We start from the raw sequence: 25,667 nt of genomic DNA, 5'->3' as shown, positions 1-25,667 counted from the left end.
ATAGTTTAATAACTATTAATCTCTAAATAATAGTGATAAACTAGTAATAGTAATCATTGATCCAGAAAAGGTGTGTGACTAGTCGCGCCCCTTGCTTGCTATGACGCCTTAGCAGGAGCGCTTACATCCTTTCTGCAAATCTTAGGGGTATAAGGGATGGGAAAAATGAGTAACGGACAAACAACAACAGATGTTATCTTAATTGGTGCCGGAATCATGAGTGCGACTTTGGGGACACTCTTGAAAGAATTAGTGCCAGAATGGAAAATAACAGTGTTTGAGAAACTCGAATCCGCAGGAGAGGAAAGCTCTAATGAGTGGAATAATGCGGGAACGGGACACTCTGCTCTGTGCGAGCTTAACTACACCGTCGAAAAACCAGACGGATCTATAGACATTAGCAAGGCTATAAATATTAATGAACAGTTCCAGGTTTCAAGACAATTTTGGTCGTATCTTGTAAACAGCAATCTGATTCAAAATCCACAGGACTTTATCAGACCGCTGCCTCATATGAGTTTAGTACAAGGGGAAACAAATGTAACGTTCTTGAAAAAGCGTTATGAGGCGCTTACGAACAACCCTTTATTTGAAGGGATGGAATTTTCCGAAGACCCGAAAAAACTGCAGGAATGGATTCCGCTTATTATGGAAGGCCGGACCACAACGGAGCCTATAGCGGCTACCAAAATTGACTCAGGAACGGACGTTAACTTTGGCGCTTTAACGCGTATTTTGATTGATCATTTAAAGCAACAAAACGTTGAAGTCAAATACAAACATCAAGTGGAAGATATTAAACGTACCAGTGACGGTTATTGGGAATTGAAAGTGTGGAATATGGACACTGGTTCCATCGAACGTCATACCGCCAAATTTGTCTTTATCGGCGGCGGCGGCGGCTCCTTGCCACTATTGCAGAAAACAGGTATTCCTGAAAGTAAGCATATTGGAGGATTCCCGGTAAGCGGATTATTCCTAGTATGTAACAATCCGGATGTTGTTGAGAAGCATCATGCAAAGGTTTACGGCAAAGCCGCAGTTGGTGCACCTCCAATGTCTGTACCGCATCTGGATACACGATTTATTGATGACAAAAAATCACTGCTATTTGGACCGTTTGCGGGCTTCTCGCCAAAATTCTTAAAAACTGGTTCAAATATGGATTTAATAGGTTCTGTGAAGCCAAATAACGTCTTTACGATGCTGGCCGCAGGGGCGAAAAACATCCCATTAACAAAATACTTGATCCAGCAGCTGATGTTATCGAAAGAACAACGAATTGAAGAGTTACGTGAATTTATTCCGAACGCCAAAAGTGAGGATTGGGATATTGTAGTAGCAGGTCAGCGTGTCCAAGTTATTAAAGATACGGAAGCTGGCGGCAAAGGAACACTTCAATTTGGTACGGAAGTCATTACGGGGGCTGAGGGTACGGTTGCTGCTTTGCTCGGAGCTTCACCAGGTGCTTCAACAGCCGTTCACGTTATGCTTCAGGTAATCAATAAATGCTTCCCGCAGTATATGGAAGAGTGGGAACCTAAATTAAAAGAAATGATTCCTTCTTATGGTGTATCACTCGTGAAAAACCCTGATCTTTTCTACGAGCTTCACGCTTCAACAGCAGAAGCGCTTAAACTAAGCGAAGGCAAGAAGGAAAACTATAAATTGGAAAGAGAAAGAGAAGCTGTACTTGTTTAATAACTTTTGGGGTCAGTCCCCCGATGCTTTAAAGCATCGGGGGACTGACCCCTTTTTAAGATTTATTAAGCTCCTCTAATTTTGTGGCGATTGCGATGGTGATTTGTTCTGTTACCCTAGGCAGATAGGATTTTAAAAACGTATTAACCAATGGCCCAGTTGCACCGCCCGCAGTCATATCAAGATAACCTGTTATTCTTGTTTTGTTTTGATCGATTGCTTCAGCCAGGAAATAGCCGCTGCCTGAAAGTTTTTCATTGGTCCCCTTTAAATCAAAAGTAACCTTTGTCGGTTCAATCCATTCTTTTATTGTGACCATCAGATTAATCCTTTTTTTAATGAATCCAATGTTACTATAAAATTCCCAGGTGGATTGACGGTTAGTAAATCTCCGATGTTGAATATATCCGGGAATAAGTGGAGCCCAGTTATCCATATTCTTAACAAAATTCCAAACCTTATGAATCGGTACCCCTACCTCAACTTGATGCATTCCGCTCGGCATTGATATTCCTCCTCTCTATTGTCAATATTTAGATCTTCGTATATGTATATGTTTCTTCCGCCGTTTGGAAAGGACTTATTAAAATTAGATCTTTATTTTCCCACTACAGGATTGTAACCACTTCAGCTGAAACATTTTTTTGCTTCTCCAAGTCTAATAAAGTAAAGGCGGTGGTGGATTGAAGAAGTTCATTGTTCCAATAATAGTAATGATTATTTTGGCAGGGGTCATTGTCAGTGTAATTGGGAAGAACCAAGAGAGTCCGGGATTCATAATCAATGCTGCTTTTAACAAAGATGATTATCAGACAATTATTTCCGCCAATAATCAATTGGGGTTTGACATATTGCCGGAGTCAGAGCCAAATAAAGACGGCAATATATTTATTTCTCCTACTAGTTTATTAATCGCGTTGTCGATGGCCTACAATGGGGCAGATGGGATTACTAAAGAGGAAATGGCAAAGGTTCTCTATAAGGAGGGAATCGAGGCAGAGCAGCTCAATAAAGCTAATGCTTCTTTAATGTCAATGCTTCTAAATGATTTCAAGCATAGCCGGCTGGAGATTGCTAACTCGATTTGGTTAAACAATCAGTTACAATTTCAGGATGATTTCGCTCAGAATGTCCACGACTATTATAATGCCGAAATTCAAGAAGTTGACATAAATAGTTCTAGAACCCCAGAAATAATTAATAACTGGGTTGAAATAGCAACGAATGGAAGAATACCTAAAATTGTTGATGAGGAAATAAACCCCGATACAGCAGCTTTCCTGATTAATGCAATTTATTTTAAAGGGGATTGGATGCATGAATTTGATCCTAAGCATACAAAGAAGCGGATATTTCATTTAGGGGACGGCACAACGAAAGAGCAGCCTCTTATGACGCTGCATGAGAAATTAGCCTATATGGAAAATGAGGACTTCCAGGCGGTGATTCTTCCTTATGCCGGTGAAAAAATGAGCATGTATGTATTTCTCCCAAAGGAAGGGTCTAGCTTAGAGGAGTTTAGAAAAAGACTTACGAATGATAACTGGGAGAAATGGAAGGCTGAATTCAATGAAAAGGATGGAACGGTTCTGCTTCCGAAATTTCAGTTAGAATACGACGCTGAATGGAGTAAGGCACTGGTGAAGCTTGGTATGACGACCGCATTTGATGATGAGAAGGCTGTTTTTACGAAAATGGTTAAAGGAACAAAAGGGTCAGTTTGGATTGATAAAGTTAAACAAAAAACATTTATCAATGTCGATGAACAAGGGTCAGAAGCAGCCGGCGCCACCTCTGTAAAAATGGATACAAAGGCAGCACCCATGGACAGTCCCTTCCAAATGGAAATCAATCGTCCATTCTTCATAACTATAACAAATAACGAAACCGGTACCATCTTATTTCTCGGTTCCATTTCAAAACCATGATGCATGGGGGATGTTCTTCGGTCTTATTCATTAGGCAGAAGAATACTCCTCATGTTTTGTTTTAGTGATCTAACCTCCGATAAATAAGTGCTAAGAACAGTGCCGGCACAGTGCATATGATCATGCCGATAAAGGCGTACCTTGGTTCAATTTCGTATAAGTAGCCGCCGAATATGGTGAATACAGCGGTGCTCCAGCTAAGTGCGAGGGCGGAGTAAATTCCTTGTGCCTTCGCGATTTGAGAATGTGGGATATTTTTTACTAAGTATTTCATAAAGGCATAATGTGCCATTGCAAATGAGAATGCATGCAATGTTTGGGCGACACAGAACATGATGACATTTGGAAAGGCATATATTAAGCCCCATCTAACTGTTGAACCTAATGCGGCTAATGCCAGTAAGGCGCCAATGGAATATTTTCGGAATGCTGTGTCAGCAATCGAAAAGAATATAATTTCTGCGATGACGGCAATGTTTAGAATGAGGCCAATTAAATATTTTGGAGCATTGATATCTAGTAAATAAATATAGCCATAACTGTAATAAGAAGCATGTGCTGCCTGCAGTAAAATGACGATGATGAGCACTAAACCAATGTGTTTGATGCTAAATAAATTTAGCTTGGCTTTGTCTGTTTGAATCGCTTGTGGTTTTTGAGATAATATATCAGGTGTTTTCACAAAACCTAGACACATAAAGATCATTGTACTGAGTATCAATGCCCATAAAATCACTATATCTCCCAGGGCGCCTGTAAAGAAGGTTAAGATCATGCCAGCCGCGACAAACCCAATGGAACCCCAAGAGCGGCTCTTCCCGTAATCCCTCAATTGCTTATTCTGTACAAGAACACCGGCCGCACTGTCTAACGCAGGCATTAATGTAGGATAAAAAATATTGAGCAGTAACGTTACTGCTAGTAAGCTGGAATAGGAATCAGCCGGAATATAACAGAGAATGGTAATAAACGTGCCGATAGCCATTGCATTTACCAGCGTTTTACTGCTGAGTTTCTCCGCTAAGTAAGGAAAGGCAAATAATGTAGAAAGCCCCCGTATCATCAGTCCTAAGCTCATAATCAAGCTGGCCTGTGAAATGGTTATTCCTTTTGTATAGATCATCCACCCTGTCCAATAGGGCAGGAAAACACCCCAAGTTATGTAAAAACTAAAAAACTGCTGGCTCATCCAGCGCTGTATATTCAAATTTTCTCCCCCCAATGTTTGCATTATATCATGGCGAACTTACACGCGCTAATACCGGAAAAGTCACCGTTTCTGGAGCGATTTGCAAGCTGTTTTTGTTAGATTTTTTCGTTTTAATAACCTCCATGATGGATATAGTATATACATCATCATCAAGGAGGCTTTGTAAAATGGAGAAATTACTGCAAAATCAGGTAGCGTTTGTTACAGGAGCGGGCTCAGGGATCGGAAAGGCGGCAGCGATTAGGCTTGCGGAACAGGGCGGAAAGATTGCTTTAGTAGATTTGCATAAAGAAAACGTTGAGGAAGTGAAAAAGCAAATTGAAGCAGCGGGCGGCGAAGCCCTTCTGCTGGAGGCGAATGTATCGGAGCTGGAGGAAGTTGAGCTCTGTTATAAACAAACGATGGACCGCTGGGGAAGATTGGATGTTGTCTTTGCTAATGCAGGGATAAATGGCGAAGTGACGCCGATTGAGGACATGAAGCCTGAAGATTGGAATTTAACCATCTCCAATAATTTGACAGGCACGTTTTTAACCGTAAAATATGCCATTCCTCATTTGAAAAAGGATGGCGGCAGCATAATCATTACGAGCTCTATTAATGGAAATAGAATTTTTAGAAATATTGGCATGTCGGCCTACAGTACCTCTAAAATAGGTCAGATGGGTTTCGGTAAAATGGCTGCCCTTGAGCTTGCCCATTACCGCATCAGGGTAAACATCATCTGTCCGGGTGCAATCGACACCAATATTGGCGAAAATACCTGGAAAGAAAAAGAGAAATTAAAGAAAGTACAAATCCCTATTGATTATCCCGAAGGAAACCAGCCCTTAGAAGACCGTCCCGGAACACCCGAACAAGTCGCAGATCTTGTCCTCTTCCTCGCCTCGAGCCAATCCAGCCACATCACAGGAAGCGAAATCTATATCGACGGAGCCCAATCCCTTTTATGAGACATGGGGAAGATTATCCTGCATCAGGAGGCGGGAAAATCTTCCCCATGTCTCATTTAAAAAAAGTATTGTAATTAGGATGAATATATGTAAATATATATGTCAAGACACCTGTAAATAATAAGTGAGGTGCTTAATATGGAAATGGATGATGTTTTGATTATTGGCAGCGGGGTTGCGGCATTAAGACTGGCCACTCTCATTAGTCAAGATAAAAATGTGAGGATTCTCACAAAGTCATTTATAAAGAATACAAATTCCTACATGGCACAGGGCGGGATTGCCGCTGCCATCGGAATTCATGATGACCCTTCGAAGCATTTCGCCGACACCCTTGAAGCAGGAAGATTTCATAATGATGAGGAAATCGTTCGTGAAATCTTGAACGAGGCACCTCTGCTGATTCAAGAGCTTTCAAAAGAAGGTAATATTTTTGATCAGACCGAAGACGGAAACCTCCTTCTTGGTCTTGAAGGTGCACATAGTGAGAAACGAATTGTTCATAGCGGCGGCGATGCAACAGGGAAAAATCTCATAGATTACTTAATTCGTAATTTAACAGACAATATAAGGATGGAAGAAAATACTTTTGCTTACCAGCTAATCCTCGATCAGAAACAGAAGCGATGCATTGGTGTCAAAGCGAAAAGCGGGGACGGTACAATCCGCCATTTCTATGGTGAGTATGTTGTCCTTGCGACCGGCGGCTGCGGCCAGCTATATAGTTATTCTTCCGGAGCGCCAACGGTTACCGGCGACGGGATAGCGATGGCTTACTTAGCCGGTGCTGAAATTTCCGACATGGAATTTATTCAGTTCCACCCAACGCTACTATATAAAAATGGGGAAACAAAAGGATTGATTTCTGAGGCTGTTAGAGGGGAAGGCGCGGTTTTAGTAACCGCAGATGGAACCCCGATTATGGAAGGAGTCCATCCTATGAAAGACCTTGCCCCAAGACATGTTGTCTCACAGACAATTTTTAATTATACCGAAAAGGGGCAGGACGTTTATTTAGACATCAGTGCCATTCGCGATTTTAAACAGAGGTTCCCTTCGATAACCGCTATTTGCGAATACAACGGAGTGAATCTATTGGAAGGGAGAATTCCGGTTGTTCCAGGGAGTCATTTTTCAATGGGCGGCATTAAGACAGATCTGATTGGGCGTACATCCATCAATGGACTGTTTGCGATAGGGGAGGCAGCGTGTACGGGTCTTCATGGAGCCAACCGCCTGGCCAGCAATTCGTTATTAGAAGGCCTTTATCAAGGGAAAAGGCTGTCACAGTGGATCAATAAAAATATGGAAAAAACATTGGGTGTCAGGCACCGTGTTCCTAAACCTATCCAGCCCGTTCAAGAAAAAAAGTCAGTCCTTCCTGATGTACAAGTTCTTAAGGAGCGGATGATGAAAATGGTTGGCATTGTTCGTTCTAAAGAGCTTTTGGAAGATCAGAAAAATTGGCTCCAGCAATTACATCTAAATGCCTTTATAGAGCTAGACTCTTATTCAATTGAAGATATTAACGCTATTTTTATGTATATCACTGCTTACCTTATAACGGATGCGGCATGGCACCGTTCGGAAAGCCGCGGCGGCCATTACCGCAGTGATTTTCCAAATGAAGATGAAAATTGGTGTAGGGAAACGATCATTCATAAGCGCAAAGGGGAAGTGATGGTGAAACATGAACAAGCTGAAACTGCGCTCGTCAATTGAGCAATTTTTTATCGAAGACATTGGCGAAGGAGATTTAACGACAGATTTTATTTTTCCAGAGGATACGAACGGGAAAATTGTCTTTCTGGCAAAGGAAAATGGGGTTTTTTGCGGGGAAGAAGTGATTAAAACAGGCTTTGAACTGTTAAATTCGCAAATTGAAGTGGAGCTTTTTACCCGCGACGGTGCGGTCATTGAGGCAGGGCAGCAATTTGCTGTTGCCGCCGGGAGGATTTCCGATTTGCTAAAGGGAGAGAGAGTGATTCTTAACCTGGTTCAACGGTTGAGCGGTATCGCCGCTTTGACCCGTCAGGCGGTAGAGACGCTTGACTCATCTCATACAAGGATTTGCGATACGAGAAAAACAACACCGGGGCTGCGAATGCTGGAAAAATACGCAGTACGCTGCGGCGGCGGTTTTAATCACCGTTTTGGGCTATATGATGGGGTAATGATTAAAGATAATCATATTTCCTTTGCCGGCTCAATTAAGCATGCGGTTGAGCTGGTTCGGGAAAATGCCGGACATATGGTGAAAATTGAAGTGGAAACGGAGACGAAAGAACAGGTTTTGGAAGCAGTGGAAGCAGGCGCAGATATTATCATGTTTGATAACCGTACTCCGGATGAAATAAAGGAATTGATTGAATTAGTTCCTGAACATGTAATAACGGAAGCGTCCGGCGGAATCAAGTTAAGTAATTTGGCGTCCTTCCGTGATACGGGTGTTGATTATATATCACTTGGCTTTTTAACTCATTCCTATAAGGCGCTTGATATAAGTGTGAAGGTTTTGCTCAGCTGAAGCAGGATGCAAATCTCAATTCGCTGATAAACGGTTTAGATTCGCCGATAAAGGTAGTCAATTCGCTGATAAGTACCATAAATTCGCTGATAAAAGCGAAGAAATCGCCGATATAACGCAAAGTCGGCTAAATCTAAATGGAAAGGAACGTTCATATGACAGTTACTACTGAAATGAAAAGCCGTTTAATAGAAGAAATCCAAGAGTGGAAGATAAAACGTAATGCGGTTCTGCTTGCCCACAATTATGAGCTTCCGGAAATTCAGGATATTGCTGATGTATTGGGCGATTCCCTGGCGCTGGCACGCGCGGCGGTAACGACCGATGCCGAGGTCATTGTTTTTTGCGGAGTTCACTTTATGGCAGAAACGGCCGCCATCTTGAACCCTGAGAAGACAGTTCTTCTGCCAGACCTTGAGGCGGGCTGTTCGCTAGCTGACTCCATCACTGCCAGCCAGCTGCGGGAATGGAAAGCGCAGCACCCGGGTGCCGTGGTCGTTGCCTATGTGAATACAACAGCTGATGTGAAGGCAGAGAGCGATTATTGCTGCACCTCTTCGAATGCGGTAGATATTGTCCGTTCGATTCCGGAGGATCAAGAAATTCTGTTTTTACCAGACATGTTTCTAGGTTCTTTTGTGAAGAAGGAAACCGGGCGTGAAAATATGCATATTTGGATGGGGGAATGTCATGTTCATGCGGGGATTGCTCCCCATCAGGTTGAAACGGTCATCACGCAGTATCCGGAAGCTGAGCTGCTTGTCCATCCGGAATGCGGCTGTTCTACCTCCAGCATGTACTTAATGTCTGAAGGTGTGCTTCCTGAAGAGAAAACGCATATTCTATCCACTGGCAATATGTTAAAGCATTCAAAAACTTCAAGCGCGACGGAATTTATTGTGGCAACAGAAGTTGGAATTATTCATCAGATGGAAAAACAAAACCCTGACAAACGATTCATCCCTGCCAACCGAGAAGCCATTTGTCCATTTATGAAAATGATCACACTCGAGAAGGTGCTAGCAGCTTTAAAAGAAAACAAACATGTCATTACCGTTCCGCCAGAAACAGCCAAGAAGGCAAAGTTAGCCATTGATCGGATGATTTCTATTGGATAGAAAGCATGGGGACGATTCTCCTGCCTTAGATGCAGAAGAACCGTCCCCATGTTTTATTTTGTTTAGAAGAGTTTGAAAAATCAAAAATGTGTCAAGGATGGTGGTGTAATTTATTAAATATGAGGTGGTAGTTTGAAAAGGTTAGTAGTTTTTAGTGTGCTGGGTGTTGTTTTAGCGGCGGGGCTTGGGACGGCTTTGCTTTGGAATGATAAAGACGAAGCGAATGATACAGGTAAAAAGCAAAATTCCCTGCGGCAGCCGGATGCAAAAGAGGTAACGCAAAAGGTGGTGGAGGTATCGGTTTCCGATGATGGAAGTGTTAATGCCAATCATTTGTACATCCCATGGACAATTAATAAGAATGGGGGTTTGTTTTTCCTAAGCCAGCGCGAAGGCACGGTCATTCAAATTAATGGGGACCTTGGCTTGGTTGATGTTCAGAATGTAAAGGTTTCAAAGGACATTTACCATGAAGGCGAAGGCGGCTTTCTAGGGTTTACGATAGCGCCTAATTTTGAAAAATCGAAAAAGGCTTTTGCTTATCACTCTTACCAAAAATATGGTAAAACGTTGAACAGAATTGTTTCCTTAAAACTCAACGGCAATACATGGAAAGAAGAAGCTGTTCTGTTAGAAGGGATTCCTGGCGGTGAGGTCAACAGCGGCGGCCGGATTAAAATCGGACCGGATGGGATGCTTTACGCCACGACAGGTGATGTCGGCAAGGGAGGAAATGCCCAAGACCTTAAGAGCTTAGCAGGGAAAATACTACGAATGACAGTAAGCGGTGAAATTCCAAAGGATAACCCGTTTAAAGGTTCGTATGTGTATTCTTATGGTCATCGAAATCCTCAAGGCTTAGCCTGGGATGGAAAAGGCAACTTATACAGTTCAGAGCATGGGGAAAAAGGACATGACGAAATTAACCTGATTCAGGCCGGGAAAAATTATGGATGGCCGGTGATTCAAGGGGATGAAGAGGCAAACGGCATGGTGAAGCCGCTTGTTCAATCGGGCGATGCTACGTGGGCTCCGTCTGGAATGGCCTTTAATGATGGAAAGCTTTTTGTTGCTTCATTAGCAGGTAAGAAAATTTTCACGTATGATGTAGCAAATAAAAAGCTTAATGAGTTTTATGCGGAGGCCGGCAGATTACGGGACGTACTGGTCGATCACAACGAATTATTTACCATCACCAGCAACCGCGACAAACGTGGAAACCCAACAGACAAAGACGACCGCTTAATCCATATCTCTTTAACTGAAAGAGCTTCAGCTGATAAAAAATAAGGAATACGGGTGTCAGGCACCATGTGAATATTTCACATGGTGCCTGACACCCTTTTAAATTTGGTATTATCCGCCGCCGAGGGATTTGACGTATTCGGCTACTGCTTTGATTTCGTCTGCGGATAGTGTGTCTTTGAATGGGGGCATTCCGCCTCCGCCGTTTTTCACTTGGTTGATGATGCCGTTAAGATCTAATTTGGTTGTTTGTAAATTTGGTCCATTATGGCCGCCGGCGCCTTTGTCTCCATGGCAGGCTAGGCAGTTGTTTTTATATATGCCTTCTCCTGTTCCAGCCGCTGAACTGGTTTCATTCTTAGATTTACTTTGATCGGCAGCCTGCTGCTTATCAGTTTCCGTATCTTGATTCTTAATTGGAGATACATTGATTTTATCCTTCGGAATATCGTTTAAAGAACCATACTTACCGTCTAATGAGAAGGTATAAATTTTATCTCCATGGGTTGTGCCAGCTAGTGTATTTCCGGCTGCGAAGATGGAGATATACTGCTTTCCGTCGACTTCATAGGTGATTGGCGGCGCATTAGCCCCTGCATCCATTTTAAATTCCCATAACTGCTTGCCGTTGGTTGCATCGTAGGCAAGTATCCGGCCGTCATTATGTCCGGTAAACATTAAATTGCCCTTCGTTGTTAAGATTCCGCTATAGGCAATCGTATCCCAATTTTTCTGCCAGACGATTTTATTTGTTTTAATATCAAGGGCGGTGACAGTACCGAGGTGCGGGGAATTTTCCACCGGCTGCCAAACACTTCCAATATACTCTTTCCCTTCCGTAAATCGCTCATCTTTTTCTTCTCCATAATGGGCATAGGCAAAATAATTATCATTTCCTAACACATAAAACATTTCTGTGTTCGGGTTGTAAGCAGATGGCGGCCAGTTTGCTCCGCCTTGAGGTGATGGTTTAAGAGTGACCGGTTTGTCCCAGAACGGTGTAAAAATATCTCCATACTCGCCCTTAAAATCTTTTGGTAAATCGCGTTTCACATCTTCCTTTGTAATCTTCTGCGGTACAAACGCATCCCCAATCGGGAACGGCTGGGTAGGTGAAGTCTTTTGGTTCTTATTCTGCGGCACCGGTTTTTCGTCAATGCCAATCAGCGGTTTCCCGTTTGTTCGGTCTAAAATATATAGCCAGCCTGTTTTTCCGGCCTGGACAATTCCTTTTCGCATTTTTCCATTCATTTTTACATCAAATAACACCACAGGGTTTGCGGGGTCTAAATCCCAAATATCGTGGTGCACTTCTTGAAAATGCCATTTGTATTTCCCAGTATTGGCATCCAGCGCTAAGATGGAGTTCGCGAATAAGTTATCACCTTCACGATTGCTTCCATCAAGGTCAGGAGAGGTATTCCCAGTTGCAAAATAAATCGTTCCCAGCTCTGGGTCAATGGCAGGTGTCTGCCAAACTGGAGCTCCGCCTGTCAGCCAGTTCCTGCTGTCCTTTGGCCACGTTTCGCTTCCTTTATCACCCGGTGCCGGAAGGGTATAGGTCCGCCAGATTTGTCTTCCGATTTCAGCATCGTATGCGGCAACGAATCCTCTAATTTGGTACTCACCGCCGGCAATTCCCGTATAGACCTTTCCGTCATAATAAAGCGGCGCGCTTGTAATGGTATAGCCCTTTTCCCAGCTTTCTACCTGTGTTTCCCATACCAATTTTCCTGTCTTTTGGTCTAAAGCAATTAGTCTTGCATCGAGAAGTCCGACAAAGACTTTGCCGTCCCCTAATGCGACGCCGCGGCTCGTCCATCCGCAGCAAACAGTGTTCAACCCTTCGGCAAGCTGTGGCTTATATTCCCAAATCAACTTACCGGTTTTTGCATCAAGTGCTTGAACTTCATTTGCCCCGGTAATGGTAAACATAACTCCATCATAGACAAGCGGCGTAGCCTCGCCGGAATATTTAAACTCCTTACCTGAGCCAAGGCTTGTAACCCATTCCACTTTTAAATTTTTTACGTTTGCTGTGGTAATTTTGTCTAATGGAGAATATCGGCCATTGTTGATGTCTCCCCCATTTGTGACCCAGTTTCCTGTCGGTGGTTTGGTCAGTTCACTAGAGGAAAACTTCGGTGCGGCTTTTGCAAGATATTTCATATGCTGATAAGAACGATGTCCCGATCCGTATAGTGTGTCACCGGGTTTATTGTTATCTGGCCCTTGCTTACTGTCCTCCCCCTTGTTATCTTTTTGGGCTTCTGTTTTTGTTTCAGTTGTTCCCTTGTTGTTAGTGTTATCCTTAGCGGTATCCTGTTGACCGCATCCGGCTGCCGCAGTCATCAAAAACAGCCATATAATCATAATCCAGCTTATTTTTTTCACCCATTTAACACTCCTTTCAATGGTTTTACTGTAATTTACCCGTTTTTGAATAAATTTATCTAAAAAGATAAGAGCGAACAGGACATTAAAATACTCCATATTATTGAAAAGATTTCTGTTAATTTGGACCAATTAGGAAAAAGTAAAAACTAATGGGAGTGTTTCATTTTTGGAGCGCACTTGAAAAGGGGTGATTGGATGTCAATTGCTGTCATTTGCTTTGTCACTTGGCTGGTCATCATTGTGTTTGCCATTATGCCAAAAGGGTTGACTCTGGTAGAAATGATCTTTACATACTTTGTCAGTTCCATCCTAACAGTTATTATTTTTTCCATTTTAGATGTAAATTTACACTGGGTTCCGGCCAGCAAGGATGTGGAGAAGGGGGTTGCGTTAAATATTTGCCGGTTTGTTGAGATCCCCCTCCTTCTAATCATAGGTGCAAGCATATTGAACTCGCGGTTAAGATCGATAACGCGGTGGCTGCTGGCAGCAGCAATATACTTATTCTTCATGATAAATGAGTGGTTATTGCTCTCGTTAGGGATCATTGTTTATCACAATTGGAATATGTTCTTTGCTTCTATTAACTACATTCTTTTTATCCTAGTGCTTGCTCAAATTACACGTTGGTTTATTCATTTGGAACGAGGAGGGATTAAAAAGGCTTGAATAGTTTCAATCAAAATGAGTGGTTCATTATCATTGCCCTCTTTATAGGGGGTATAGTGGTGTATTTCCTCCCGAAGCGTTTTCCAAAGAAAATAACTGCTGTTTTTCTCATATGCGGAGTTTTTTTCGGCTTCTTTTTCGATCATACCTTAAGTGTTTTACCGAAAAATTATTATGATTTAAACGACTCACCTAAATTTGAATTCTTTGACTACCTATCCCAGTGTATGTATGCGCCTTATAGTTATTTGTACTTTCATCTATATGACCGTATGAATATTAGACTGCGATATTCCCCGATGTACATTCTTGTGTGGGCGCTTATCAGTGTTGGATTTGAAAGGGTGGGCGATTTGCTGGGGATTTATCATTATCATCATGGTTATAACCTTTACATCTCGTTTGCTATTTATTTGGTTGTTCTTAGTTCTTGGGTTGGTTTTTACTATGTGATTAAAGCATATGGGGCTAGAGAGTATTAGGTAATTTACGTAGAAAAAAGTGCCGCCTGGCCGGCAGCACTTTTAATAATATGTAACGGAAGAACAAAGGGGCAGGCGGAGCCGACTCCTATGTTTCCTATGCTAATCTCATTTTAAAATCTTGGTAGCCGAATTGTTGGACGATGCGGCAGTCTCCGTCCTTGTCTTTGATCGCAATGGCTGGAAGTGCCATTCCATTAAAGGTGGTGTTTTTAACCATGGTGTAGATAGCCATGTCACCGAAGACTAGGCGATCGCCGCAATTTAATGGCTGGTCAAAGGAATAGTCGCCGATGACATCGCCGGTAAGACAGGTTTGCCCGCCAAGACGGTACGTATATGGTTTTTCTCCTGCTTCACCTGAGCCGAATAACGGTGGACGATAAGGCATTTCCAGTACATCCGGCATATGGCAGGTTGCAGAAGTGTCGAGAATCGCAATCTCCATTCCATTTTGATGGAAATCAAGGACAGATGTAACCAGATATCCGGCATTAAGCGCAACTGCTTCTCCCGGCTCAAGATAAACTTCCAATCCGTATTTCTCCTGCATTCTCTTAATGCAAGCCTCAAGGCGAGGGATATCATAATCTTCCCTTGTGATATGGTGCCCGCCGCCAAAGTTAATCCACTTCATTTGCGACAGCCACTCACCAAACTTTTCTTCCACGGCATTAAGCGTAGTTTCTAAGTCGTCAGAGTTTTGCTGGCAGAGTGTATGGAAATGCAGTCCAGACACACCTTCAAGCAAATCGGGGCGGAAATGCTCTTTGGTAACACCGAATCTAGAGCCTGGTGAACATGGGTCATAGATGGCATGTCCAACTTGTGTGGAGCATTCAGGATTGATACGCAAGCCCACTTTTCTTCCGGCCTTCAATGCTTTATCTTTAAATTTCTCCAATTGAGAAAAGGAATTAAAAATAATATGGTCACAAATCGAAATAATTTCGTCTATTTCATCTTCACGGTAGGCTGGGGCAAAGACATGATTCTCTTTGCCCATTTCTTCGTAGCCTAATCGTGCCTCGTACAAACCGCTTGCAGTTGTACCGCTTAAATATTTTCCAATGAGGGGATACATGGTTGTCATAGAAAATGCTTTTTGCGCCAAAACAATTTTAGCTCCCGTACGTTCCATGACACCGTTCAGGATTTTTAAATTCTTTTCCACAAGACCTTCATCAACGACATAACAAGGAGTTGGCAGTTCTTCAAACCGCATATTAGCGAACGAACTCCGGATCTTTCGTTTTTACAGGCTCATCATTAACAAGCACTGGGTTGAAGTCTTCTACCCATGGAAGTCCCCATTTGTTTAACTCTTCCATGAATGGATCTGGATCAAATTCTTCGATATTGTAAACGCCGGCTTTGTTCCATTTGCCAGTTAAGATCATTGCAGCACCGATCATCGCCGGAACGCCTGTTGTATAGGAAACTGCTTGTGATCCAACTTCTTTATAGCACTCTTGATGGTCGCAAACATTGTATACGTAATAGGTTTTCTCTTTACCATCCTTTTTCCCTCTGAAGATACAGCCGATGTTTGTTTTGCCGACTGTACGTGGGCCAAGTGTTGCAGGATCTGGTAACACAGCCTTCAAGAACTGAAGCGGAATGATTTGCTTGCCTTCAAATTCGATTGGCTCGATGGAAGTCATTCCTACATTTTCAAGTGCTTTTAGGTGTGTAAGATAGCTTTGGCCGAATGTCATGAAGAAACGAATACGCTTAAGTCCTGGCATGTTTTTCGCAAGCGATTCAAGCTCTTCATGGTAAAGCAAATACATGTCTTTTTCGCCAACCTCAGCAAAGTTATAGACACGCTTGATTTCCATTGGCTCCGTTTCAATCCATTCGCCATTTTCCCAATAACGTCCGTTAGCAGATACTTCACGAATGTTGATTTCAGGGTTGAAGTTTGTAGCAAATGGATAGCCGTGATCGCCGCCGTTACAGTCAAGAATGTCGATATATTCGATTTCATCAAAATAATGTTTTAACGCGTAAGCAGAGAATACGCCTGTTACACCTGGGTCAAAACCGCTGCCGAGAAGAGCTGTAATACCGGCTTTTTCAAAGCGCTCTTTGTATTCCCATTGCCATTTGTATTCAAATTTTGCCGTATCTTCCGGCTCGTAGTTGGCAGTATCCATATAGTGAGTTTTTGTAGCCAGGCAGGCATCCATGATCGTTAAATCTTGATATGGTAATGCTAAGTTCATGACGATGTCTGGTTTTACTTCGTTAATTAACGCAATTAGCTCTTCTACATTATCTGCATCAACTTGAGCAGTTGTAATTTTTGTTTTGCCGCCGTCAAGCTTTGCTTTTAACTCATCACATTTTGATTTTGTACGGCTTGCGATACAAATTTCCTCAAATACTTCGCTGTTTTGAACACATTTGTGGACGGCAACGGATGCTACGCCGCCTGCTCCGATAATAAGTGCTTTTCCCATCTTTCGTTTCCCCCCAAGTGAATTTTTTTGCAACAAAAAAAGCAAGTGTAAAACGCCTATTCGCGCACAACACTTGCTTCGACATAATCTTATTATTAAAAAGCATAAATATACCCATAAAAAGCCACAAGTATATTATTGCCAAAAAATTTAACATGATGGCAGAAAGCTTTTTAATATTCAAACTATATCAAAATATGATCAGAGTCTATATAGCAAATAATTACTTTTACCACTCTTATTGACCATTTCACAAGTTGTGTGCGTCATGCGCACTGGTTGTAAAGTAACCAACTTATAAAATTTGAGCTTTTAACTCAATCAATAGGGGCAACTAAAGTTGCCAATCGGCATTCGACCCGGCTGTCCGTATGGCCTTAACTCCCAATAGGAAGTGGTCTAAATTATCTGCTGGAAAGACTCAAAGTATTGAATATCAGCTTTCCAATTAAACGCTACTTTATAGTATCAGCATCTTTTTAAAAAAACAAGAGGAAATTTAAAATTTTTTTGATGCATGGGGAGGGTTCTTGCATCTCAGAGGCACAAGAACCGTCCTCATGCATTATTCAAGGAAATGAAACTTTTATCCAATTTATGCAGTATAATGTAGTATTGCTTTTTCTTATGGGAGGGTGAGGCATGTGTTTGATAAGGCGGATGATCCAGCAAGAATGATTGATCAGTATCTTAAAGCTATTAATAAGGATTTAGGAAAGGTAAAGGCCGAAGCGGAAGCTGTGCGGGCTGAAGAACAGCGCTTGCAGCGGGAAATCAATGAATGTCAAGAAGAAATCAAGAAATTGGAGCGCTATTCGAATAAGGCGCTAGAAGCTGGAAGCGAAGGAGAGGCAAGGAATTTTTTAGAGAAGAAAGCTGTCTGGGCGTCCAAGTTATCCGAATTACAGGCATCCTATCAGTTGGCTTCGGCAAAATCCGAGCACATGAAGCAAATGCTTGATAAGCTTCTTGCGGATATTAGTGAATTGGAATCGATTAAACGTGAAGGGTTTGAAAATTAGTAGTTGCTAAAGGGGTGAAGTGACCATGATCCTTCATTACAAATGCCCAGGCTGCGGAAGTGATATGGCTTTCAATGCTGAAAATGGCGATCTGTCCTGCCATAGCTGCGGCAGACAGGAGAATATCGAAAAATATCCAGAAGAACTGAAATCAATAAGGTTCTCTGATGATGAAGCAACGGAGTTTCATTGTGAAAATTGCGGCGCAGTTCTTATCACCGCGGCCGAGACAGCGGCTACAAACTGCGGCTTTTGCGGTGCAGGTGTTGTCATCGCTGACCGTTTATCAGGCCAGCTTGCACCCGCGAAAGTCATTCCTTTTACGATTAGCAAGGAAGAAGCCATGGCAGCGTTCAAAAAGTGGTGCAGCAAAGGGCTGCTGACCCCGAAAGGCTTCATGCATGCGGACCGGATTAAGAATATTACGGGGATATATGTTCCGTTTTGGCTGTTTGATTTAAATAGTAAGGTACAAGTCAGCGCGGAATGTACGAAGGTTAGGACTTATACAGAAGGGGATTATATTTATACCGAAACAAAGTTTTATGATGCCTTCCGCGATATCAATCTTGACTATCTCAAAATCCCGGTGGATGCCTCAATGAAAATGAGTGATGAATTAATGGATAAATTGGAGCCATATCCGTATGACCAGTTGAAGGAGTTTAAAACTCCTTATTTGGCAGGATATATGGCGGAGAAATACCAGTACAATGACGAAGAGCTGCTGCCACGGGCGAAAGACAAAATTGGCGGCTACATTGATTCCTATATTTCTTCTACTTTTTCAAGCTATCATTCTGTACTTTATAAAAATAAGCACATTGATACTAGAAATGTTAACAGCCATTATGTTTTACTGCCGGTCTGGATGATCAGCTATGACTACAATAAGGCTGAGTATACGTTTGCGATGAACGGGCAGACGGGGAAAATTGTCGGTAAACCTCCTATCAGCCGGGGCAGAGTAACAGCGTGGTTTAGCGGGATTGCGGCCGGGACCTTTTTTGCCTTAAAATGCGTCTCCTACATGATGGGAGGTGGATTTTGGTGAGATTGTTTCATGTGAAACAAAGTCTCCTGTTCTTTTTGACGGCGATGCTGCTGGTGCTGCCTTGGGGTGGGTTTTCATCCAATGTACAGGCGGCACAAACGTTTGACCGGGAGCATTATGTTTATGACAATGCCCAGTTGTTAACGGATGATGAAGAGGCGGAACTACAACAGTTAGCGAGTGAACTGGGAGAAGAAAGAGACACTGCTTTTCTTATCATTACATTAGAGGACACAGATGGAAAGGACATTGTTCAATATGTAGAGGATTTTTATGATGAGCATGGTCCTGGTTATGACCAGCCACATGGAAATACAGCGATTTTGGCCATCGACATGAACGAGCGCGATGTGTATTTGGCCGGTTTTAAAAAAGCCGAGCAGTATTTGGATGACGGCAGGCTTGATATGATCCGCGATGAAATTACCCCGGATTTATCGGACGGCCAATATTTTGAGGCGTTTTCGGTTTTTTTAAATAATGCTTATGAATATATGGGCTATGAGCCGGGGGATGGACCTGGGCAATCTGGGTCTAGTGGATATACGGACTATGGATCCGGTGGCATCGATGACGGGTACAACGCCCATGAGTATGATTCGCGTGTTAATCCGGAAAATATCTTTTTTCAATGGTGGTTTCAGCTAATTATCTCTTTCGTCATGGCGGGGGGTGTTGTGGGAATAATGGCCTATCGCTCCGGCGGCAGGGTTACGGTTGATGCCCAAACCTATATGGATAAAAGCAGTTCAAAGGTCATCAGCAGTTATGATACCTTTGTTCGACGGACGATAACGAGACAGAAGAAACCGTCGAGCAATACAAATAGCGGCGGTGGCGGTATTACAGGCGGTGGGCATTCACACAGCGGCAGCCGGGGGAAATTTTAAAGAAATGGATTGCGGGCGCTGAGCTAGACAATTCTCAAAGTCAATAACACATATAAAAATGATATTTCAGAAAGGAGCAGATGGATAGATGTCTTTTTTTAAAAACCAATTTGCAAATGTTGTAGAATGGCAGGAATTCAGGGATGATATGATTTTTTATAAGTGGAGCAACCGCGAGATTAAAAAAGGAAGTAAGCTGATCATTCGTCCCGGTCAGGATGCGCTTTTTTTAAACAATGGAAAAATTGAAGGGATTTTCCGTGATGAAGGCGAGTATGATATCGAGTCGCAAATCATTCCTTTTTTGTCGACATTGAAGGGATTTAAGTTCGGATTTAATAGCGGCATGCGAGTCGAGGTGCTGTTTGTCAATACCAAGGAGTTTGTGGTGAAATGGGGCACGCAAAATGCGATTAATATCCCTACTTTAGGGCTTCCGGGCGGCCTGCCGATTCGGGCGAACGGAACGTTCAATTTTAAAGTGAGTGATTATATTGCGTTGATTGATCAAATCGCTGGTGTCCGCGAGCAATATTTGGTTGAGGATGTCAAAATACGGATTACGGCAGTTCTTGATCAGCTCTTGATGAAGTGGATTACGAAGGAAGGAAAGGATATGTTTAACCTTCAGGCCAACTCCTTCGACATTTCCAAAGGCATTCAAGAAGATTTAGATATGCAGATGCAAAAAAGCGGTATTGCAATTACCGGCTTTAATGTCATGAGCTTCAGCTATCCAAAGGAAATTCAAGACAGGATTACTAAAAATGCATCGCACGGGATGGTTAGTGACATTAATCGCTATCAGCAGATTGAATTGACGGACGGCATGGCCTCCGGCAAAATGAGCGGCGGAGGGGCAGCCTCGGATATGGCTGGAATGATGATGGGGATGAATATAGCGGGTAAAATGATGAACCAAATGAAACAGAATCAGGATGCACCATCGCAAAATACTCAGCCCACTACACAAACAGGAACCAGCGACCAAAAGAGACCAAACTTCTGCCCAAACTGCGGCACCAAAACAGACGGAGCCAACTTCTGCTCAAACTGCGGGCAAAAGCTGGTGTGATGCATGGGGACGGTTCTTTGGCTTCTGATACAGAAGAACCGTCCCTGTGTTTAGCTTATTTTTTAGGCTTATCTTTTGATAGGAAGTTATAAACATTTGCTTCGCCGTGGCCGTAGAGTGCGTCAAATCCGACCTTGCCAAAATCAATTGCACTTTGTCTAATCGCAGCTGCTACTTGGGCAGGGCTATATTCAGGATGGGCGGCTTTAATGACTCCGGCAACACCGGCTACTTTTGGTGCTGCCATGGATGTTCCGTGTAGGTAAGAATATCCATGCCATTTGCCGTCACTAAATTTCGTTGTCGCATTATTTCCGCCGCCAACAGGATAGGTAGGATACGTTGATAATGTGCGATAAGTAAAGTCACGTTTATTTAAAAAGTCACCTTTCGGGTTTTGGCGGTATAGACCGTCATACGTTGGGCCATTATCGCCACCAGGGCCGGCAACATCGATGGCATTTCCATAATTAGAATAGAAGGCAATCCCCTCATCACTCCACTCGTTTGACGAAGAAACAGTAATGACACCAGGAATTTGTGCTGGTACGACGCGAGATGGACCTTTAATATCCCAACCGTAATTTTCCTTCCAATAGGTTTGCATATCATGTAAATTGTTTAAATCTCTTGAGTCATTACCGGCTGAAACAACCACTGTTACTCCCTTTTGAATGGCATACTGAACGGCGCGGTGATAAGCTACCATCGAAGCTGAATCACCTTTTTCCCCTAAGTTATTGGCCATCCAGCGCCAGCCGCCAATCGACATGTTAATGACGTCAACACCATCGTTGGCCGCTGATACAATAGCGTCGGTAATCCAAGACTGCTGTGCTCCTCCTGTTGCACCGAATACACGGTAGGCACGAACCGTTAATCCAGGTCCTACCCCTTTCACCTTCCCATTTGCGGCAATTGATCCAGCGACATGCGTCCCGTGGCCATTTTGATCCCAAGCATCAGTAGTTCTCGGTACAAAGGTTTTCGACCCGGCAAGATCTGCGTTATCTTTTAAATCTGGGTGACTAAAGTCAATTCCAGTATCGATGACCGCAACAACGGTATCATGATTTCCTTTATTTAATTTATAGGAATCCCCATTATGGGTTAAGCGCTGCATGTCCCATTGTTGATCCCAATAGCTGTCAGCATTTGAATCAAGCGTAACCTTCTCTCCGTTTGGGGTCCCCGGGGTAAATTGAATTTTCCCATCGGGGTCCGTTTCTAAGTATGCTTCTAATTCCCGGTCCGCAGCATGCACATTTGTATCTTGTTTTATATTTGCTAGAAATGAAGGATCAGAGGAAGCAACCTCAACGGTCCCGATTTCTTGTATCACACGTTCTACCTTTCCACCTGCTTCTTCAATTTTTTCTGAGAAGTTTGAGGGTAGTTTTCCTTTATAGGCAACAACATAATGTTCCGGCTCAGGAGATGCCTTTGTTTCGATGGATGGAGCCCCAAGAAGTAAAGATAATGATAGAACCGAACTAACAGATAAAGCAGCAAACTTTTTCTTCATTTACATTTCTCCCTTTAGTTAATTTAAGTACAACTAGATTTTAAGACAAGCTCCTAAATGATATTGTCGAATGAGGAAATTAGAACCGAAAAGGTTTAGACAAATATTTTGAAAATGAATGGTTCTTCTGATTCCAAAGTAGCAAAAGCCTGTTAAATATTTAGCAAAACGAAAAACCCTTTGCGCTTCATTTATTTGGAATTAGTCTGGGAGTGATATAATTGAAGCTATTAAAAATGTTTTGAGGAGTTATTTGATGTTGAAATATACGATTTGCTTTATAAAAAAAAATGGCGAATTACTGCTGATAAATAGGCGAAAAAGCCCAAATATGGGGAAGTGGAATGGCGTAGGCGGAAAAATTGAAAAAGATGAGTCTCCTTATCAAGGTGTAATGAGGGAAGTCTTGGAGGAGACAGGGCTTGAATTAGACGAAGTGGTGCACGCAGGAAATGTGATTTGGAAAAGCGATATGGAGGTGTCCGGGATGTATGTGTTTCTTGCGGATTTGCTCAAGGATGTTCATCTTCCGACCCCTCTTAAAATGGACGAAGGGATTCTAGACTGGAAACCGCTTGAGTGGATTTTACACCCAGACAACGGGGGAGTTGTCAGTAATATGAAAATGTTTTTGCCAAAAATGTTAAATGGGGAATATGGGTTAGAGCATATATTTGAATATGTTGGTGAAGATGTAGTGAATTATACTACATCCCCTCTGCCAATACGGGTTTAATCTAGAATGAGAAATGGGGACGGTTCTTCTGCATCAGAAGCAAAAGAACCAGCCCCATGCATTATAGAAATAGGAACCCTAATGAAATGATGATGCCGCTGACGACTAGGACCATGACGCAGAAGCCCATGATGTCTTTGGCTTTTAGGCCGGCGATGGCTAGGGCTGGGAGGGCCCAGAATGGCTGGATCATGTTTGTCCAGGCATCGCCCCAGGCGACGGCCATGGCTGTTTTTGGAATAGATACACCAAGGGCTTTGGCTGCATCAAGCATAATCGGTGCTTGAACGGCCCATTGCCCGCCGCCGGATGGAATAAAAATATTAACCAGCCCTGCACTCCAAAATGTAAACAGGTGGAAGGTGAACTCGTTTGATATCGAAACGAAGCCTTCGGAAATCACCGCGGCTAAGCCGGAAGTTACCATCATACCCATGATACCTGCGTAGAACGGAAATTGAATAATAATCCCGCTTGCCCCCTTTACAGCATTTAGGACAGCGTCGAGGAATTGTTTTGGTGTGCCGTGAAATAAGATCCCTAAGAATAAGAACAGAAAATTAACGATATCAAGGTTAATCTTGAATCCATTCGTGGCAAAATACCAAAATAAAAAGATCAATCCAAAAATACCGGCGAGTAAGGAAACAATTTTACTATTTTCCAGCCGTTCAGCCGGGGTAAGTTTACCTTCTAATGCCGCTGCCTGGAATGTATTGTCCTCTAAAAGTGCCGGGTCCACAATCACCGTCTCTTCTTTTGACGGCATCATAAAACGATTTAAGATCGGTAAAACAACAATTAGAGCGAGAATAATAATAATGTTGAATGGGGCGAAAATCGTTTCGCTTGTAGGAATGATGCCAATCATTTTTTCAGAAAAATGGCCCGGTGTTGCGATTGTCAATGGTACGGAGCCGGAAAAGCCGCCGTGCCAAACAACGAAGCCGGAGTAAGCGCTCGCAATTAACAGTCTGTAGTCAACATTTTCAACCTTCTTCGCCAGTTCTTTTGCGAAAAGTGCGCCGATAACAAGACCGAAGCCCCAGTTAATCCAGCTGGCAATAAGTGAAATCAGTGTTACATAAATAATTGCCTGTCCCGGTGTATTGGACAGAGAGGCAAGGGCGCCTAATCCCTTTTTAAATGGTTTACTGCTTGCAAGTACATGTCCGGTTACCAGAACGAGCACCATTTGCATTGAAAAAGCTAACAGGCCCCAAAAGCCATTGCCCCAATGCTGCACCATTTGGTATGGCCCATTATCCGTCAAAACAATGCCTAATCCAAAGACGACAAAAGTTAAAATAATGACAAACAGAAATGGATCAGGCAAATAGCGCTGCATAACCCGGTTAAAAAAAGAAACAAGAGCCTTCATGTCAAAAAACTTCCTCCTTAAATAGTTTTCTAATATTCCAATTATTCTATACAATGGGGGATTATTCCTGTTTTTATAGTGAAAATATTAGTGAGGAAATTGGAGGATGGGGTGCCTGACACCAAAAAAGGGCCTGGCCCCTCCTCCGCTGAAGCGGAGTTGAGGGGCTGACCCTTTTACCAATGAAATAGGAAAACAGTTCCCATGCTCCATTAGTCTAATATGGTTACTTTTAGGTGTTTTACACCGAATTCATTTGCTTTTGCTTCGGATGGAATGAAGACATCGATTCGGTTTCCTTTGATGGCTCCGCCTGTATCTCCGGCGATTGCTTCACCAAAGCCTTCTACATATACTTTGCTGCCAAGCGGTATAACGGATGGGTCTACTGCAATGACTTTTTTATTTGGATTTGCTCTTAGATCAATTCCAGTAGCGGTGGTACCAGAGCATCCTTCACAGAAAGCTGTGTACGCAGTAGCTTTCACGGTAATTTGCTTTTTACCAGTATTACTTGTTGAGGCAGCTTTTACCTTAGGTTTATCTACCTTTTGTTTCTTCTTAGCAGGCTTTGTGACCTCTGGCTTTATCGGTTCTGCCTTTACATTCTTATATAGTAAAAGATCTTGTCCAGGATGGATAAGGTCGGTAATTAAATCGTTCCATTCTTTAATTTGTGATACTGTTACATGCTGTTCTTTAGCAATATCGATTAAAGTATCTTCATTTTTTACTATATAATGTTTTTCCTGGGGTATCGTTAATTTATCTCCGGGATGAATCAGGTCCGATGAAAGATGATTTACTTTTTGGATATTCTCCACAGATGTATCATGTTCGTTTGAAAGATCCCATAGGGTATCTCCTTTTTCTACTGTTACGGTTGCAGCTTGTACATTAGCACTTACAGTTACTGAGAGTACGGCTGCTGCGATGAATATTTTTAATTTGTCTAGCATTCTTTTACCCTCCATGTTCTTTGTTGCTAAGTTTTCATAATCGTAACATGGATTTTTTTGTGGCAAAGAACAGCGAGATGTTAAATTAATGACAGATATGGCAGGTATATTGCAATAGCATTTCTAAATTAACTGAATAATCTGAATATAAATTTCATTTTAAGTACTATAATAGCAATAATCCCAACAGACTGTTGCTTTTAAAACAAGCATAGAAATATTACAGGGATGTTACAAAGGGCGGATATAAAACGCACGCTATAACCAAATTATGGGGTATATTCCACTTATTTTTCCGAAAATTTTATAACTTTTTTGTTTATGAGACAG

Annotated in this window: 22 protein-coding genes; 14 read left to right on the top strand and 8 right to left on the bottom strand. The window is 42.5% G+C overall.

Annotation, left to right across the window (positions count from 1 at the left end):
- The first annotated feature begins 165 nt into the window (after positions 1-165).
- Entirely contained in the window at positions 166-1,701 is a 1,536-nt protein-coding gene (locus tag A6749_RS12050) for a malate:quinone oxidoreductase (RefSeq protein WP_066400945.1), read from the top strand.
- A 55-nt stretch (positions 1,702-1,756) separates the two neighbouring features.
- Here the strand turns inward: A6749_RS12050 and A6749_RS12045 are convergent, their stop codons facing one another.
- Positions 1,757-2,206 (bottom strand): CoxG family protein, encoded by a 450-nt coding sequence (locus tag A6749_RS12045; protein WP_066389847.1) that lies wholly within the window; start codon positions 2,204-2,206, stop codon positions 1,757-1,759.
- 178 nt (positions 2,207-2,384) lie between these two features.
- Between A6749_RS12045 and A6749_RS12040 the strand changes: the two genes are divergently transcribed.
- A complete protein-coding gene (locus A6749_RS12040) occupies positions 2,385-3,629 on the top strand; it encodes a serpin family protein (RefSeq protein ID WP_084797816.1) in 1,245 nt (414 codons plus the stop codon).
- Between the two features lie 61 nt (positions 3,630-3,690).
- Here the strand turns inward: A6749_RS12040 and A6749_RS12035 are convergent, their stop codons facing one another.
- A complete protein-coding gene (locus tag A6749_RS12035) occupies positions 3,691-4,836 on the bottom strand; it encodes an MFS transporter (RefSeq protein ID WP_066389846.1) in 1,146 nt (381 codons plus the stop codon).
- Positions 4,837-5,006: 170 nt separating this feature from the next.
- On the opposite strand from A6749_RS12035, the gene A6749_RS12030 reads away from it, so the two are divergent.
- The 5 genes from A6749_RS12030 (at position 5,007) to A6749_RS12010 (ending at position 10,727) form a co-directional block, all read left to right on the top strand.
- Positions 5,007-5,792, top strand: coding sequence for an SDR family oxidoreductase (locus tag A6749_RS12030; protein WP_066389845.1), 786 nt, complete (start codon positions 5,007-5,009; stop codon positions 5,790-5,792).
- Positions 5,793-5,930: 138 nt separating this feature from the next.
- Positions 5,931-7,514 carry an L-aspartate oxidase gene (gene nadB / locus A6749_RS12025; RefSeq protein WP_066389844.1) on the top strand — a complete coding sequence of 528 codons (1,584 nt, stop codon included), beginning with the start codon at positions 5,931-5,933 and terminating at the stop codon, positions 7,512-7,514.
- On the top strand, positions 7,483-8,319 hold the full coding sequence (gene nadC / locus A6749_RS12020) for a carboxylating nicotinate-nucleotide diphosphorylase (protein WP_066389843.1): 837 nt from the start codon (positions 7,483-7,485) through the stop codon (positions 8,317-8,319). The genes nadB and nadC overlap by 32 nt, the downstream gene beginning before the upstream one ends.
- 155 nt (positions 8,320-8,474) lie before the next feature.
- The gene (gene nadA, locus A6749_RS12015; RefSeq protein ID WP_084797815.1) at positions 8,475-9,437 is read left to right on the top strand and encodes a quinolinate synthase NadA; all 963 of its coding nucleotides are present in this window, start codon (positions 8,475-8,477) and stop codon (positions 9,435-9,437) included.
- Positions 9,438-9,569: 132 nt separating this feature from the next.
- The gene (locus A6749_RS12010; protein WP_066389842.1) at positions 9,570-10,727 is read left to right on the top strand and encodes a PQQ-dependent sugar dehydrogenase; all 1,158 of its coding nucleotides are present in this window, start codon (positions 9,570-9,572) and stop codon (positions 10,725-10,727) included.
- Between the two features lie 66 nt (positions 10,728-10,793).
- Here A6749_RS12010 and A6749_RS12005 read toward each other — a convergent pair whose 3' ends face one another.
- Entirely contained in the window at positions 10,794-13,076 is a 2,283-nt protein-coding gene (locus A6749_RS12005) for an outer membrane protein assembly factor BamB family protein (protein WP_066389841.1), read from the bottom strand.
- A 198-nt stretch (positions 13,077-13,274) separates the two neighbouring features.
- Here A6749_RS12005 and A6749_RS12000 point away from each other — a divergent pair, with 198 nt between their 5' ends.
- Both A6749_RS12000 and A6749_RS11995 read left to right on the top strand, forming a co-directional pair.
- Positions 13,275-13,748 carry a hypothetical protein gene (locus A6749_RS12000; RefSeq protein WP_066389840.1) on the top strand — a complete coding sequence of 158 codons (474 nt, stop codon included), beginning with the start codon at positions 13,275-13,277 and terminating at the stop codon, positions 13,746-13,748.
- A 59-nt stretch (positions 13,749-13,807) separates the two neighbouring features.
- Positions 13,808-14,230 (top strand): hypothetical protein, encoded by a 423-nt coding sequence (locus tag A6749_RS11995; RefSeq protein WP_236719661.1) that lies wholly within the window; start codon positions 13,808-13,810, stop codon positions 14,228-14,230.
- Between the two features lie 97 nt (positions 14,231-14,327).
- On the opposite strand, the gene nspC is transcribed toward A6749_RS11995, so the two are convergent.
- The gene (gene nspC / locus A6749_RS11990; protein ID WP_066389838.1) at positions 14,328-15,455 is read right to left on the bottom strand and encodes a carboxynorspermidine decarboxylase; all 1,128 of its coding nucleotides are present in this window, start codon (positions 15,453-15,455) and stop codon (positions 14,328-14,330) included.
- Between the two features lies 1 nt (position 15,456).
- Positions 15,457-16,695 (bottom strand): saccharopine dehydrogenase family protein, encoded by a 1,239-nt coding sequence (locus A6749_RS11985; RefSeq protein WP_066389837.1) that lies wholly within the window; start codon positions 16,693-16,695, stop codon positions 15,457-15,459.
- A 644-nt stretch (positions 16,696-17,339) separates the two neighbouring features.
- Between A6749_RS11985 and A6749_RS11980 the strand changes: the two genes are divergently transcribed.
- The 4 genes from A6749_RS11980 to A6749_RS11965 all read left to right on the top strand — a co-directional run bounded on the left by A6749_RS11980 (position 17,340) and on the right by A6749_RS11965 (position 20,736).
- A complete protein-coding gene (locus tag A6749_RS11980) occupies positions 17,340-17,717 on the top strand; it encodes a PspA/IM30 family protein (protein ID WP_066389836.1) in 378 nt (125 codons plus the stop codon).
- 25 nt (positions 17,718-17,742) lie between these two features.
- On the top strand, positions 17,743-18,771 hold the full coding sequence (locus tag A6749_RS11975) for a TFIIB-type zinc ribbon-containing protein (protein ID WP_066389835.1): 1,029 nt from the start codon (positions 17,743-17,745) through the stop codon (positions 18,769-18,771).
- Entirely contained in the window at positions 18,768-19,661 is an 894-nt protein-coding gene (locus A6749_RS11970) for a TPM domain-containing protein (protein ID WP_066389831.1), read from the top strand. The genes A6749_RS11975 and A6749_RS11970 overlap by 4 nt, the downstream gene beginning before the upstream one ends.
- Positions 19,662-19,749: 88 nt before the next feature.
- Complete coding sequence (locus A6749_RS11965) at positions 19,750-20,736, top strand: SPFH domain-containing protein (protein ID WP_066389827.1); 987 nt, start codon at positions 19,750-19,752, stop codon at positions 20,734-20,736.
- A 55-nt stretch (positions 20,737-20,791) separates the two neighbouring features.
- Here A6749_RS11965 and A6749_RS11960 read toward each other — a convergent pair whose 3' ends face one another.
- A complete protein-coding gene (locus tag A6749_RS11960) occupies positions 20,792-22,261 on the bottom strand; it encodes a S8 family serine peptidase (RefSeq protein WP_066389822.1) in 1,470 nt (489 codons plus the stop codon).
- Positions 22,262-22,517: 256 nt separating this feature from the next.
- Between A6749_RS11960 and A6749_RS11955 the strand changes: the two genes are divergently transcribed.
- A complete protein-coding gene (locus A6749_RS11955) occupies positions 22,518-22,997 on the top strand; it encodes an NUDIX hydrolase (RefSeq protein ID WP_066389820.1) in 480 nt (159 codons plus the stop codon).
- 61 nt (positions 22,998-23,058) lie between these two features.
- On the opposite strand, the gene A6749_RS11950 is transcribed toward A6749_RS11955, so the two are convergent.
- Both A6749_RS11950 and A6749_RS11945 read right to left on the bottom strand, forming a co-directional pair.
- Positions 23,059-24,378, bottom strand: a complete 1,320-nt coding sequence (locus A6749_RS11950) for a short-chain fatty acid transporter (protein ID WP_066389819.1) — start codon at positions 24,376-24,378, stop codon at positions 23,059-23,061.
- Positions 24,379-24,590: 212 nt separating this feature from the next.
- The gene (locus tag A6749_RS11945) at positions 24,591-25,337 is read right to left on the bottom strand and encodes a 3D domain-containing protein (RefSeq protein WP_066389818.1); all 747 of its coding nucleotides are present in this window, start codon (positions 25,335-25,337) and stop codon (positions 24,591-24,593) included.
- Positions 25,338-25,667: the final 330 nt, after the last annotated feature.

It is taken from the genome of Neobacillus mesonae (genome assembly GCF_001636315.1).
GTDB classification, from domain to species: domain Bacteria; phylum Bacillota; class Bacilli; order Bacillales; family Cytobacillaceae; genus Neobacillus; species Neobacillus mesonae.
This window is presented reverse-complemented; position numbering and strand designations above follow the sequence as displayed.